Consider the following 12,760-nt stretch of genomic DNA (forward strand, 5'->3'; position numbering starts at 1 on the left):
GACGAGCGTCGCAGCCCGGTTTTCCCGCTGGGCGCTCGGAGTTATGACGTTCACGAGTAACTCTCCCTTGCGGTGCTGTGCACCGCGCTCGGTTGATGCGTTGACCACTTTCCGGCCTGCCTCGGAGCTCGCCCAGCCACGGGGGTGGAAGTACGGGAAAACCGACATCGGATGAGCGATGCCGTGGGACTTCCGACAGCGGCCTGGCGCAGCTCTCACGCCGGGAAACGAGCCGTCCGGCCCGATCGTGAGCGTGCCGGTGTGCCCGGCGGCCATGGCGGTGAGCGCCGCTGAGAAGGCCTCGCACCGCTCGTCCCCCGCACGCAGGAGCATGACCAGGACGTGGAGAGAGCCACCAGAGTCAGCTGGCGGAAGCCACGGGAAGTGCGTATGGCCAGGTCCCCCGCACGCAAAGCCGTCCTCGGGAGTGGAGCGGCATCCAATAGCAGGATTCCACTCCAGGGGTGAGATTCGTGGTCTCCGGGTGGTGCGGTCTGCACCATGAAGCCGGTCAGGTGTGTGCGAACAGCCCTTCAGGGCTGTCTCGTTGGTCCGTCAGGATTGTCAACGACATCACTGTTCACCAATCAGAAGGCGACCATGAGCACAACGTCCCAGGCATCAACCGGCGCCAAAGAAGTCGACGTCCTGATCGTCGGGGCCGGCCTTTCCGGGATCGGTGCGGCACGCTATCTGCGGGTTCACCACGCGAAGAAGTCGTTTGCGATCTTGGAGTCGCGGAGTGCTTCCGGTGGCACATGGGATCTGTTTCGCTACCCCGGCATCCGCTCCGACTCCGACTTGAACACGTTTGGCTACGAGTTCAAGCCGTGGCGGGACAAGGACGCGATCGCTGACGGTTCCAAGATCGTGTCCTATATCCGTGAAGCGGCCGAAGAGAACGGCATCGAGCCGTACATCCGCTACCGCCACCGTGTGGCGAGCGCGGAGTGGTCAAGCCCGGCCGCACGCTGGACGGTCCACGTCGAGACCAGCGTCGACGGCGAGCCCATCACGGTCACGTTCACTGCGAAGTGGCTGTTCTGCGCGAGCGGTTACTACCGCTATGACGAGGGCTACACACCGCAGTTCCCAGGCAGCGAGGACTTCGGGGGCCGGATCGTCCATCCTCAGCACTGGCCCGAAGAGCTGGACTACACGGACAAAAAGGTAGTCGTGATCGGCAGCGGCGCCACTGCCATGACGCTGCTGTCGGCGATGGCGGCCGGTCCGGGTGCGGCCGCGCACGTCACGATGCTGCAGCGCACGCCGACCTATGTGATGCCACTGCCGCGTGAGGACAAGGTCGCGAACCTGCTGCGTAGGACGCTGGGGGACGAGCGTGCGTACCCGCTGATCCGCCGCAAGAACATCACGCTGAGCCAGTGGGTGTGGAAGTTCAGCCGGAAGCATCCGAAGCACATGAGGAACTTCATCCGTAGGGCGAACGCCAAATTGCTGCCGGAGGGCTATGACGTCCACCGGCACTTCAACCCGCCTTACGAGCCATGGGACCAGCGGTTGTGCCTGGTGCCAGATGGCGACCTCTTCAGGGCCATCCGTGAGGGGAAAGCGTCGGTGGTCACCGACCGGATCGACACCTTCACCAGGACGGGCATCCGCCTGGAGTCAGGGCAAGAACTGGAAGCCGACATCATCGTCACCGCGACGGGCCTCAATCTCCAGATACTGGGTGGCATGGGCCTGGTCGTCGATGGCAAACCGGTCTCGCTACCGGACACCATCGCCTACCGCGGGATGATGCTCAGCGAAGTACCGAACCTGGCCTTCGCGATCGGCTACACGAACTCCTCGTGGACATTGAAGATTGGCCTGCTCAGCGAGTACTTCTGTCGTCTGCTGTCCTACATGGACGAGCACCGGTACGACATCGCGGTCGCCGTTCCCGACGAGGGGACCCGAACCCGCGCACTGCTCGACTTCGCGGCCGGTTATGTCCAGCGCTCCCTCGCCCAACTGCCCAGGCAGGGCACACAGGCGCCATGGCTCATGTCGATGAGCTACCACCACGACCGCAGACTGCTGCGCGACGGTGAGGTCGCCGACCGCTTTCTGCGCTTCTCCTCGGCCGCACCTCTCACGCCACAGGCGGTATCCCGCAGGAGCACGGAGGGGAGGGAATCGTGACGGGCCCTCGGTCTCCGGATGCCGCTCTGGACGACTCCTCCCTTGAGGCGTTCGCTCACCTGCCCAGCGGCATCAAGCTCTGTTACCACGAGTCAGGCGAATCCGACGCGATGCCGGTGCTGTTGGTTGCAGGGCTGATGGAGGACCTGACCGGGTGGCCGACGGCGTTCGTGACTGGGCTCGCAGAGCGCGGGTTCCGGGTCATCCGGTTCGACAACCGGGACGTCGGCCGCTCCTCAAGTATGTCAGCATCCCCTCCCTCGCTCGCACGGCAGTTCTTTGCCCGGCCACGACCAGACGCCTACACGCTGGAGGACATGGCAGCCGACGCCGTCGGTCTGCTTGACCATCTCGGCATCAGACGCGCCCATGTCATCGGCCGTTCGATGGGCGGAATGATCGCCCAGGCCATCGCCGCCGAACACCCGGGACGAGTACTGACGCTGACCTCGTTCTACTCCACTACCGGCAACCGACGGGTCGGAAAGGCCGCCCTCTCGACCAAGGTCAAGCTGATCGCGAAGCCACCCACGACGCTGGACGGCTACATCGCACGCCACCTCGACCTCGTCGCGCACCTTGCGGGGCGTGACCACCCCTACGACGAAGCAGACGAGATCACCCACGCCCGCGCTGCCTGGCGGCGTGCCACCGGCAATGCGGGCCGCGCCGGGGCTGCCCGCCAGATACAGGCGATCGCCGCCTCCGGGGACCGTACGCCACGACTGCGCACTATCCGCGTTCCCACCCTCGTCATCAACGGCGATCGCGACCTCATCGTCCATCCCAGTGGAGGGACCGCCACGGCCAGGGCCATCCCAGGTGCCCGGCACATCGTCATACCCGGTATGGGTCACCATCTTCCGCCCAGTCTCATCGACATCGTGCTGGGCCATATCACCTGGCACACCCGACAAGGAGCAGCGTCATGAGCCGACCTTCGAAACTGGCGGGCAAGGTCACCGTGGTAACAGGGGCCGGCAGCGGCATCGGCCGGGCCGTCGCGCTCGGGCTCGCCCGGCGCGGCGCTCGACTGGCGATCAGCGACGTGAATGAGACCGGACTCGCCGAAACCACCGAACAAGTCAAGGCCACCGGCGCCGAATTCCACTCGGCGACCCTCAATGTCGTCGATCGCGCCGCAGTAAAGGCGTACGCCACGACCGTGCGCGAGCACTACGGCGTCGTGCACCAGATCTACAACAACGCCGGTGTCGCCGGGGAACGCGACCTGCTCGACCCCGGCAACTACGCCAATCTTCAACGGATCATCGACGTCAACCTCTGGGGAGTCATCAACGGCACCGTCGAGTTCCTGCCCCACCTCATCGCCTCAGGCGACGGCCACCTGGTCAATGTATCCAGCCTCAACGGTCTGGTCGCCACGCCACTCCAGGCCGGCTACTGCGCCTCCAAATTCGGTGTACGAGGCTTCACCGAGGGCGTGTACTGCGACATCCTCTTCGACCAACACCCCGTGAAGGTCACCGTGGTCTACCCGGCAGGTATTGCCACGAACATCGCCACGTCGGGCCTGCGCGACGCAGTCGGAGCAACCGAGAAGGACCAAGAGCGCGCGAGGATCCTCAACGAGAAGTTTCTGACGATGGACGTCAACCAAGCAGCAAGCATCATCCTGAAGGGCGTTGAGAAGAAGAAACCGCGCGTCAGAGTCGGCATGCAAGCAGTCCTCCTGGACGCCTTTGTACGAGCCGTTCCTTCCCGCTACCTCGATCTCCTCGCACGACCCAGCCGCCGGATGTTCGCCCCGACGGTCGGTTGACCCACAGCGAGCGCAGCAAACGACGTCCACAGCAGTCACTGAGAGATTGAGGAAGGCGACGACAACATGGCCAGCCACAAGAGATCACACGAAGCTAGCGCCGTAGTCACGGGCGCCGGCAGCGGAATCGGCCGCGCCTTCGCGCTGGAGTTGGCCAAGCGCGGTGGGCAGGTGGTGGCGGCGGACATCGACCCTGACGCTGCCGCCGAGACCGTCAGCCAGATCGAAGCGACCGGTGGCCGCGCGTTGGCAGTGGTCACCGACGTCTCACGCGAAACATCGGTCCGCGAGCTCGCCGACGCCGCCACATCCTGGTTCGGTCTGCCCAGCCTGGTCATCAACAACGCCGGCATCGGCACCGGCGGAGGCCTCATCGGTGACGGCAAACTCCGAGCCTGGCGACGTGCGATCGACGTGAACTTGTGGGGCGTGATCTACGGCGCCGACGTGTTCACGCCGTTGCTTCGCCAAGGCGGCCGCGGCGGCATCATCAACACCGCCTCGGCCGCAGGCTTCGCCGCAGCTCCCGGCATGGCTCCATACAACGTCAGCAAGGCCGGAGTCATCACCTTGTCGGAAACCCTGGCCGCCGAACTGCAGCGAACCAGCATCACGGTCACTGTGTTGTGCCCCACGTTCGTGCCGACGAATATATTCGACGGCGAGCTCATCGACGCAGCGTCTGCGGCCAAGGGCAAGCGTCTGGCAGAGAAAAGCAAGCTCACAGCCGAAGACATAGCGATCAAGACTCTGGATGCACATGACCGTGGGCGCCTCTACGTCCTGCCCCAGCTAGACGCCAAGATCGTGTGGCGAGCCAAGCGCCTCCTGCCGGTTGCCTATATGAAAGCCGCCGGACGCATGATCAAGACTTCGGCCACCGGCACCGCAAGCCACGCGGTGCGGTGACCCGGTCTGGTTGTCATCGAGTCGCATGGAAGCCTTCGGCCCGTCGGCACGACCCTCGCCCGGACCCTCTTCGGAGACACCCACCCCAGCGGCCGCCTCCCGGTCACCTTCCCAGCCTCGGACGCCCAGGGTCCGGCGGCGGCGAACACGCCGCTGACCCACCTGGGCGTCGTCCCGCCCACGGGACCGTCCCAGTCGTACGGCGAAGGTATCTACGTCGGCTACCGCTGGTACCAGAAGACGGGCCAGAAACTCCTCTTTCCGTTCGGATACGGCCTGTCCTACAGCCACTTCACCACACATGGCGACGTCGTTTCCGGCGGGGCGGGGGACACGGTAGGTCGGCTGCGCGTGAAGGTGACGAACCACGGCAGGCGCACCGGCCGGGCCGTCGTCCAGGCCTACATCGGCCGCCTGCTCACCGCGGTCGACCCCCGACCCGGCAGCTGGCGGGCATCGCCGGCATCCAACTCAGGCCCGGCCAGGGCGGATACGTCACCGTGCGGATCGACCGGCGCTCGGTGTCGTACGTCGACGAGGGACGAGACGCCTGGGTCACTTCGAAGGGAAGGATGCCCGTGGACGTGGGAACCTCCGCCGACGACACGCGGTTCGCCGGCTGGCTCAGCGTCCGTTGAACACCGCCTGGCGGGCAGGAGCTCGTACGGCTCCTGCCCGCCGGATCTGACGGTCCAGCGGCAATGGGGCCACCGGCCGCGTGCTCAGCCCAGCGACGTCCACACGCTCTTGACCTCGGTGTACAGCTCGATCGCCCCGCTGCCCATCTCCCTGCCCCAGCCACTGGCCCCGTAGCCGCCCCAGGGCGCCGAGGCGTCCACCGGGTTGGGCATGTTGACGAACACCGTTCCCGCGCGCACCGCGCCCGCCACCCGGTGGGCCGCGGACACGTCCCGGGTCCACACGGCGGCCGCCAGACCGTACTCGGTGTCGTTGGCGCGGGCGACGGCCTCGTCCTCCTCGTCGTAGGGCATGACCGCGAGCACCGGGCCGAAGATCTCCTCACGGGCGATACGCATGTCGTCGAGGACGCCGGAGAAGACCGTGGGCTGGTAGAAGTAGCCGGGCAGGTCGGCCGCTGGGGAGCCGCCGGTCACAAGGTTCGCGCCCTCCTGGAGGCCGCTGCGGACCAGGGCGTCGACGTGCGCGAGATGGTCCGCGGTCACCAGCGGGCCGAGTTCGGTCTCGGGCGCGTTGCCCGGGCCCAGGCGCATCTGCGCGGCGCCCTTGGCGCAGCGCTCGGCGAACTCGTCGGCCAGGGAGCGGTGGACGAGGAAGCGGGTGTACGCGGCGCACACCTGCCCGCTGTTGAGCAGCGAGCCCTGCAGGCAGCCGGCGACGGCCGCGTCGAGGTCGGCGTCGGGCAGCACGATGCTCGGCGCCTTTCCGCCCAGCTCCAGCGAGACCCGCTTCAGGTTCCCCGCCGACACCTGGACGATGGCCCGGCCGGTCTCCGTGGACCCGGTGAAGGAGACCTTGTCGACCCCCGGATGCTCGACCAGGGCGCGGCCTGCCTCCGGGCCGCCGGTGAGCAGGTTCACCACCCCGGCCGGGACGCCCGCCCGACGGCACAGCTCCACCAGCCGGACCGTGGTCATGGGCGTCTGCTCGGCCGGCTTCACAACGACCGTGTTGCCGCACGTCAGCGCCGGCGCGATCTTCCAACTCGCGATCATCAGCGGGAAGTTCCACGGCGTGATGAGCGCGCACACGCCCACCGGCTCCCGTTTGGTGTACTGCAGCACGTTCGGGAAGGACACCGGAGCGGTCTCGCCGTACAGCTTGGTGACCCATCCCGCGTAGTACCGGAAGTGCTCCGCCGCGGCTCGCACGCTCACCATCCGTGAGATGCCGATCGGCTGGCCCTGGTCGAGGGTCTCCAACTGGGCGAGTTCCTCGGCGTGTTCGTCGATCAGGTCACCGACCCGCCACAGCATGCGGGCTCGTTCGGCCGGTACGAGTCCGGCCCAGGCGGGGTCGGTGAGCGCGGCGCGGGCGGCAGCGACGGCGTTGTCCACGTCGAGCGGGCCGGCGTCGGCGCAGCGGGCGTGCGGCTGTCCGGTCGCCGGATCGGTCGTCTCGAACTCGGCGCCGGAAGCGGCCGGTTGCCAGCTGCCGTCGATGAAGAGAGTGCTGGTGCTCACGGGTGTCCTCCCAGGACGAAGTCGGCACACCGTTCGCCGATCATCACGGCGGGCGCATGGGTGTTACCGGAGGTGACGGCAGGTATGACGGAGGCGTCGGCGACCCGCAGGCCCGCGACGCCGTACACAGACAGACGAGGGTCGACGACCGCTTCGGGACCGGAGCCCATACGGCAGGTGCCGACCTGGTGGTGGTAGCTGAGCAGGTTGCGCTTGAGGTAGGCGGCGATCTCACCGTCCGCACGGACGCCGGGGCCCGGGGCGATCTCCCTGGACCGCCAGCCCTCCAGTGCCCGCTGTGATCCGATCTCCCGGACCTGCTTGACGGCCTCGACCATCGCCGCGAGGTCGGAGGGCTCGGCGAAGTGGTTCGGGTCGAGAGCCGGCGCCTGCGCCGGATCGGCCGAGCGCAGCCACAGCCGACCCCGGCTGAGCGGGCGGATGGTGCCCGCCAGCACGGTGTACCCATGGCCCTCGTCCGGCACTGTCTGTCCCGCGACCGGCAGCGGCACGTGCGACATCAGCGGCTGGAGATCGGGTGCGGAGAGGGCCGGGTCGGTCTTGGCGAAGTAGTGGGCCTCCAGCTTGTTCGCCGTGCCCGCAGGTATGTCCCGAACCGACTCCCACACCACCGGGGTCAGGGTGTGGTCGTGCAGGTTGCGGCCCACGCCGGGAAGGTCCGCTGTGACTCCGATACCGAGGGCGCGCAGCTCGTCGGCCGGGCCGATGCCACTGAGCAGCAGGATCTGGGCGGAGCCGATGGTGCCGGCGGACAGGATCACATCCCCCGAACAGCGGACGGTCTCCGTACGGCCCCCGCGCAGCAGCTCGACACCGACCGCACGGCCCCCCTCGACGAGGACCCGGGTCACCAGCGCCCCGGTACGCACCGTGAGGCGTGGGCTGGCGCGGACCGGCTCGACGAAGGCCGTCCAGGAGCTGACCCGCCGACCGTCGCGGATCGTGCGGTGCAGGAGGTTCACGCCGAGGATCTCCTCGGCGTTGCAATCGTCGTTGTAGGGGATCCCGTACTCCTCGCAGGCCGCCATGAACGCGCTGGTGACGGGGTTGGGATCGTGGTTGCGGGTGACGGGCAGCGGGCCGTCGGCGCCATGGAAGTCGGAGGGGCCGTCCTCGAAGTCCTCCGAGCGTTTGAAGTACGGCAGGACCTCGTCGTACGACCAGCCCTTGGCGCCGTACCGATCGGCCCAGCCGTCGTAGTCGGAGCAGTGGCCCCGGACGTAGATCATGCCGTTGAGGGCGCTGGAGCCGCCGAGGACCTTGCCACGCGGCCAGAGCACCTGGGTCTCGTCCGCGTGGCGCTGGGGTTCGGTGATGTAGGCGTGGTCCTGCGGGGAGTTCCACAGTTCCCACAGGCGGCCGGGATCGTGGATGGCCGGATTGTCGTCCCGGCCGCCGGTTTCGACCAGCAGAACGCTTCGGCCGGCGTCGACGAGTCTGCGCGTCACGGCGCAACCCGCGGACCCGGCGCCCACCACGATGTGGTTGTAGACAGAATGTGCGGCTCGCATGGCGCGAGCCTCGCCCTACCTGCCCGGGCCCGGCTTGTCGCGGCGTGCACGACGTCTTGCGGTGACGGGCACGAAAGACCTGGCAGGGCGCGCTCGACGGGCATCACCGGACGTGCCGGGCGAGGATTGCGGTGCACGTCCCACCCGTCGCGTTCGGACATCGACGCAAGGAGTCACGCCATGGCACTCGTCCCGGACAACACCCTGATCACCGCCACCCCCGAGGAGGGCCGGGCACTCGCCCTGAAGATGGCGCGGCTGGTGATCAAGGCGACTCAGCCGGACGACGACGTGCGCGGCAAGCTGCGCCCGGAATACGCCGGGAACCCTGACTCGCTCATCGCCGTCGCGCACGTGGTGGCTGTGGAGTTCGCCACCATCGCGGCGGCCAACGACTACTGGCGCTGAGCCGCCTCCCGTGCCTCGCGCGGGCTCATGCCGTACGCCGCCCTGAAGGCGTGGCTGAAGTGGGCCGCGTCGGGAAAGCCCCAGCGGCCCCCGATCGCGGCGACGGACAGCCGGGCCAGTGCGGGGTCGGCCAGATCGCGCTGGCACTGCGCGAGGCGGTGTTCGCGGATCCAGCCGGAGACGGTGTGCCCCTGTGCCGCGAGCAGTTTGTAGAGGTAGCGGCGGGAGACATGGTGAGCGGCGGCGATCTGGTCGGGACCCAGCCGCGGGTCGCCGAGCCGCTGCTCCATGTACGTGAGGACCCTCCGGGTGAGCGCATCGCGTCCGTCGTCGCCGGCGTCCGGCGCCGACGCGCCGTCCGGTGCCAGGAGCGCTCTTAGCAGGTCGGCCACGGTGTCGGCCAGTCGTGGCGGAGCCACCGATTCCAGCTCGTCCACCTGGTCCGCCAGCCCCTTGAGGAAGGGCACCACGACCGGGCCCAGTCCTGCCTGGCACGGCACCGGGACGGCCGTGACCCGCTCCAGCCCCCGCTCGGGCAGCCGCAGCAAGGGCCTGGGCAGCATCACCACGAGCATGCGGTAGGTGTCGTCGAAGTCGAGGGTGTACGGAAAGCGGGTGTCGTACAGGGCCAGCCCGCCCGGCCGCAGCAGCACCTGCCGATCCTTCTGCGTCAGGACGCAGGTGCCGCGAAGCTGGAGGCTCACCTTGACGAAGTCGGGCTGGTCGGAGGCGAGATGGCGCCGGGTTCGGGCCACACCGTGCGGGTCCGCCTCGACGACCGACACCTGCACCGGTCCGAGCCGGGCGCTGCGCAGCCGGGCCCGGAAGTCGGGTGTCTCGTGGGGCAGCGCCTCCAACGGCACGAAACTGTCGCCGATGAGGGCCCGCCAGAAGTCGAAACGGCCTGCGGGGCTCTCGTCGGGGGGCGTGATCGTCGTGGGCACGGCCGTCTCCTTCCGCCGATGTGTGCACCGTACGACAAACGCCCGTGCCACGGCAGACAACCACCGCACGCCCCTTGGGCCGGACAGTGTCCGCACGCACCCGCCGCATACCCCGAGGAAGGCATCGACGATGGCCATCGACTTCACCCTCAGCCCCGAGCAGCGGGAGCTGCAACTGCATGCCCGGAAGATCGCCGGGGAGGTGCTCGGCGGGGTCCGGGAGGCCGTGGCGGGCCTTGCCACGCCCGAAGAGCGGTTCGCCGCCACCCGGCCCCGCTACCGTGACCTGGTGCGCGCCGGACTACTGCGCAAGCAGGTCCCGCCCCCCTTCGGCGGCACCATGACCAGCCTGCTGGATCTCGCGCTGGTGGCCGAGGAGTTGTGGGCGGTCGACCCCGACGTACCGCTGTCGCTGTTCTCCACTGGCCTCGGCCTGATGCCGCTGCTCATGTTCGGCACGCCGGAGCAGCAGGAGAGGCTGCTGCCGCCGTTCGTCGGTGACGAGGGCGAACCGCTGGCCGCGCTGGCGTTCAGCGAGCCGGGCGGCTCCGCCAACTTCCAGTCGGCCTGTCCCGGTACCGGGATCGGCACGGTGGCCCGCAGGGACGGTGACGAGTGGGTGATCAGCGGCGAGAAGCAGTTCCTCCCGCACGCCTCCGGCTGGGACGGCGAGGGCGCCGACCTGTACGCGGTCGCGGCCCGCACGGATCCGGATGGGCCGCCGCAGGAGTCCCTCGCCGTCTTCCTGGTGCCCCGCCCCAAGCAGGGCCTGACCGTGCTGGGCTCGATGGAGACCGTCGGCCATCGTGCCGCGCTGGTGTCACGGGTCCGCTTCGACGAGGTGCGCGTCCCCGCCGGCAACATCCTCGGCGCGCCCGGCGACGGCATCCGCATCCTGGAGACCGCCTTCAGCGCGACCGCCGGCCTGGTCGGCGCCTTCTCCGTCGGCGTAATGCGGGCGGCGTTCCAGACCGTCCTCGACTTCGCCCGCACGGAGCGGCGCGGCGGGGCCGTCCCGGTCATCGAGCACCAGAACGTGGGCACCCTGCTCGCCGACATGAAGGCCCGCCTCGAGGCGTGCCGCTACCTGACATGGAAGGCCTGCGACCACTTCGACAAGACCGGCGGCCGCGGTACCGAACTCTCCCTCGCCACCAAGGTGTTCGCCTCGGAGACCGCCGTACAGGTCGTCTACGACGGAATGCGCGCGGTGGGAGCCGAGGCGTACACGACGGCCCGCCCGCTGGCCGGACTGCTCCTGGACGCCTTGGCCTACCCGCTGTTCGACGGCGGCAACGTCGGCGTGCGACGGCCGCAGCTGCAGCGGCTGTTCGCCGAGCCCGGCTACGACCAGCTGGCGGCGGCCGAGGGACGCGCACCCGGCGAGTGACCACGGCATCGGCCCTCGGTTCCACCTGTGACACCAGGTGGAACCGAGGGCCGACCGCATGACCCGGATCAGGCGACGCCGCAGTGGTCTCGCTCAATCCCGGCGACAGTAGGACGACGACCACCGCGCCCGCCGCCGAGATGTACATCGCGGCCCGCAGCACCATGTCCGACGCCCCGCCGCCGATCACCGGGGCGGGCGAGTGGCGCTCAGGTGGCTCCTGTTCGGGCAAATCCCCTGGGGCGCCAAACTTGCTGGACAGAGGACCCGAGTCAGGCGTCGGCCCGTCTGTCCCGGACGATTGTCCGGGACAGACGGGCCGGTTGGGGTCAGGCCGAGACGGCCTGGGCCAGCTCGATGACGTTGCCGCTGTTGTCCTTGATCATCGCCAGGCGCTGGCCGATCGGGTCGACCACGAACGGCTCGGCGAAGATGGTGACGTCGCGGCTGCGCAGTTCCTCGACGGTCTTGTCCAGGTCGGCCACGCGCAGGCACAGGTGGATGTAACCGTTGCGGCTGAGGTGGTCGCCGACGTCCTTCTGCTCGACGGCCGGGGCGAGCTCTCCGTCGCCGATCAGCTCGATCTCGAACTCGCCCAGTCGTACGTAGGCGAACCGCAGGCCGGGCGCCGCGTCGCCGAGCGTCCACTCCTTGACCAGCTCGAAGCCGAGCTTCTCGGTGTAGAACGCGATCGACTCGTCGTAGTTGCCGACACGCAGCGCGACGTGGTCCGCGTAGCGGAACGCCAGAGCGCTGTCACCAACGATGGCCGGCGCCTCGGTCGGGTCCTCGACGCGGTTGCCGCGGATGAGCCAGGTCGGCTCGCCGCCCTCGACCAGCGGGACGATGGTCTCGAAGAACTGCTGGAAGTACGGGCCGGCGGCGTGAGTGTTGAACGCCTCGAGGCTCTCGTAGCCCTCGTTGAGGTAGTACCGGTTCGGCTTCTCCTCGTCCTGGATGAGCTCGAACCGCAGCGTGCCCGGCTCGTTGGCGTTGGACTCGCGGCCGTCCAGGAGCGAGGCCGCGATGAACTCGTCGACCTTCCCGGGCTTGACGTCGAAGTAGACAGCAACGTGGTACATGGTTGCTCCAGATCAGTGGGAGGGGAGGGGCGGGGAGTGGTCGGGCGCTCGCTCGGCGTGTGCGCCGCGCCGGGCGAGCGCCCCGCTCAGTTGCCTGCCTCGTCGGGCAGGTCGGTGAGCCGACGCAGACCGAACGGCTCGGCCAGGATGGTTGCGAGCGCGTCGTTGATCCGCTTGAAGTGCGGCGTCGTGAAGTGGTACTGGAGTGCGGCTTCGTCAACCCACTCCTCCAGGCACACCATCGCGCCCGGGCGATTCGGGTCCGACATCGGCCGGTAGCCGAGGCAGCCTTCCTCGGCCTCCGACGGCTCGATCATGGCGGTGAGCTCATCGCGCAGCTGGTCTTCATAGCCGGGCTTGGCCTGGAAGCTGGCGATCAGCATGAGTGTGGACATGACTGCT

12 protein-coding genes and 1 pseudogene are annotated in these 12,760 nt (G+C 68.5%); 8 read left to right on the forward strand and 5 right to left on the reverse strand.

Annotated elements, in window-relative coordinates; translation table 11 throughout:
• Positions 1 to 600: 600 nt before the first annotated feature.
• The 6 genes and pseudogenes from ABZ928_RS20110 to ABZ928_RS20135 all read left to right on the forward strand — a co-directional run bounded on the left by ABZ928_RS20110 (position 601) and on the right by ABZ928_RS20135 (position 5,478).
• Entirely contained in the window at positions 601 to 2,148 is a 1,548-nt protein-coding gene (locus ABZ928_RS20110) for an NAD(P)/FAD-dependent oxidoreductase (RefSeq protein ID WP_361520386.1), read from the forward strand.
• Positions 2,149 to 2,258: 110 nt separating this feature from the next.
• The gene (locus tag ABZ928_RS20115; protein WP_361520389.1) at positions 2,259 to 3,080 is read left to right on the forward strand and encodes an alpha/beta hydrolase; all 822 of its coding nucleotides are present in this window, start codon (positions 2,259 to 2,261) and stop codon (positions 3,078 to 3,080) included.
• Positions 3,077 to 3,931 (forward strand): SDR family NAD(P)-dependent oxidoreductase, encoded by an 855-nt coding sequence (locus ABZ928_RS20120; RefSeq protein ID WP_361520392.1) that lies wholly within the window; start codon positions 3,077 to 3,079, stop codon positions 3,929 to 3,931. Before ABZ928_RS20115 ends, ABZ928_RS20120 begins: the two co-directional genes overlap by 4 nt.
• 66 nt (positions 3,932 to 3,997) lie before the next feature.
• Positions 3,998 to 4,840, forward strand: a complete 843-nt coding sequence (locus ABZ928_RS20125; RefSeq protein WP_361520395.1) for an SDR family NAD(P)-dependent oxidoreductase — start codon at positions 3,998 to 4,000, stop codon at positions 4,838 to 4,840.
• A 15-nt stretch (positions 4,841 to 4,855) separates the two neighbouring features.
• Positions 4,856 to 5,113: pseudogene (locus tag ABZ928_RS20130) on the forward strand (glycoside hydrolase family 3 C-terminal domain-containing protein); the annotation flags it as partial.
• Positions 5,110 to 5,478: a fibronectin type III-like domain-contianing protein gene (locus tag ABZ928_RS20135; protein WP_361520742.1), complete on the forward strand. Its 369-nt coding sequence runs from the start codon at positions 5,110 to 5,112 to the stop codon at positions 5,476 to 5,478. The pseudogene ABZ928_RS20130 and the gene ABZ928_RS20135, both read left to right, overlap by 4 nt.
• An 84-nt stretch (positions 5,479 to 5,562) precedes the next feature.
• Here the strand turns inward: ABZ928_RS20135 and ABZ928_RS20140 are convergent, their stop codons facing one another.
• Complete coding sequence (locus ABZ928_RS20140; RefSeq protein WP_361520398.1) at positions 5,563 to 7,002, reverse strand: aldehyde dehydrogenase family protein; 1,440 nt, start codon at positions 7,000 to 7,002, stop codon at positions 5,563 to 5,565.
• Positions 6,999 to 8,534 carry a GMC family oxidoreductase N-terminal domain-containing protein gene (locus ABZ928_RS20145; protein WP_361520401.1) on the reverse strand — a complete coding sequence of 512 codons (1,536 nt, stop codon included), beginning with the start codon at positions 8,532 to 8,534 and terminating at the stop codon, positions 6,999 to 7,001. Before ABZ928_RS20145 ends, ABZ928_RS20140 begins: the two co-directional genes overlap by 4 nt.
• A gap of 180 nt (positions 8,535 to 8,714) precedes the next feature.
• Here ABZ928_RS20145 and ABZ928_RS20150 point away from each other — a divergent pair, with 180 nt between their 5' ends.
• Positions 8,715 to 8,942, forward strand: coding sequence for a hexameric tyrosine-coordinated heme protein (locus ABZ928_RS20150; protein WP_361520403.1), 228 nt, complete (start codon positions 8,715 to 8,717; stop codon positions 8,940 to 8,942).
• Here the strand turns inward: ABZ928_RS20150 and ABZ928_RS20155 are convergent.
• Complete coding sequence (locus ABZ928_RS20155) at positions 8,930 to 9,886, reverse strand: helix-turn-helix domain-containing protein (protein ID WP_361520406.1); 957 nt, start codon at positions 9,884 to 9,886, stop codon at positions 8,930 to 8,932. The genes ABZ928_RS20150 and ABZ928_RS20155 overlap by 13 nt on opposite strands.
• 130 nt (positions 9,887 to 10,016) lie before the next feature.
• On the opposite strand from ABZ928_RS20155, the gene ABZ928_RS20160 reads away from it, so the two are divergent.
• Positions 10,017 to 11,276, forward strand: a complete 1,260-nt coding sequence (locus ABZ928_RS20160; RefSeq protein ID WP_361520408.1) for an acyl-CoA dehydrogenase family protein — start codon at positions 10,017 to 10,019, stop codon at positions 11,274 to 11,276.
• Positions 11,277 to 11,605: 329 nt separating this feature from the next.
• On the opposite strand, the gene ABZ928_RS20165 is transcribed toward ABZ928_RS20160, so the two are convergent.
• Both ABZ928_RS20165 and ABZ928_RS20170 read right to left on the reverse strand, forming a co-directional pair.
• Entirely contained in the window at positions 11,606 to 12,358 is a 753-nt protein-coding gene (locus ABZ928_RS20165; protein ID WP_361520411.1) for a VOC family protein, read from the reverse strand.
• An 86-nt stretch (positions 12,359 to 12,444) separates the two neighbouring features.
• Positions 12,445 to 12,753: a putative quinol monooxygenase gene (locus ABZ928_RS20170; RefSeq protein ID WP_361520413.1), complete on the reverse strand. Its 309-nt coding sequence runs from the start codon at positions 12,751 to 12,753 to the stop codon at positions 12,445 to 12,447.
• Positions 12,754 to 12,760 lie beyond the last annotated feature (7 nt).

It is taken from the genome of Streptomyces sp. NPDC046909 (assembly GCF_040644695.1).
GTDB lineage: Bacteria > Actinomycetota > Actinomycetes > Streptomycetales > Streptomycetaceae > Streptomyces.

Bases quoted from the DNA above. Each gene is read 5' to 3' on its own strand.
- ABZ928_RS20110 (WP_361520386.1), top strand. From the start codon at position 601: ATGAGCACAACGTCCCAGGCATCAACCGGCGCCAAAGAAGTCGACGTC.
- ABZ928_RS20165 (WP_361520411.1), bottom strand. From the start codon at position 12,358: ATGTACCACGTTGCTGTCTACTTCGACGTCAAGCCCGGGAAGGTCGAC.
- ABZ928_RS20170 (WP_361520413.1), bottom strand. From the start codon at position 12,753: ATGTCCACACTCATGCTGATCGCCAGCTTCCAGGCCAAGCCCGGCTAT.
- ABZ928_RS20150 (WP_361520403.1), top strand. From the start codon at position 8,715: ATGGCACTCGTCCCGGACAACACCCTGATCACCGCCACCCCCGAGGAG.
- ABZ928_RS20120 (WP_361520392.1), top strand. From the start codon at position 3,077: ATGAGCCGACCTTCGAAACTGGCGGGCAAGGTCACCGTGGTAACAGGG.
- ABZ928_RS20115 (WP_361520389.1), top strand. From the start codon at position 2,259: ATGCCGGTGCTGTTGGTTGCAGGGCTGATGGAGGACCTGACCGGGTGG.
- ABZ928_RS20125 (WP_361520395.1), top strand. From the start codon at position 3,998: ATGGCCAGCCACAAGAGATCACACGAAGCTAGCGCCGTAGTCACGGGC.
- ABZ928_RS20145 (WP_361520401.1), bottom strand. From the start codon at position 8,534: ATGCGAGCCGCACATTCTGTCTACAACCACATCGTGGTGGGCGCCGGG.
- ABZ928_RS20160 (WP_361520408.1), top strand. From the start codon at position 10,017: ATGGCCATCGACTTCACCCTCAGCCCCGAGCAGCGGGAGCTGCAACTG.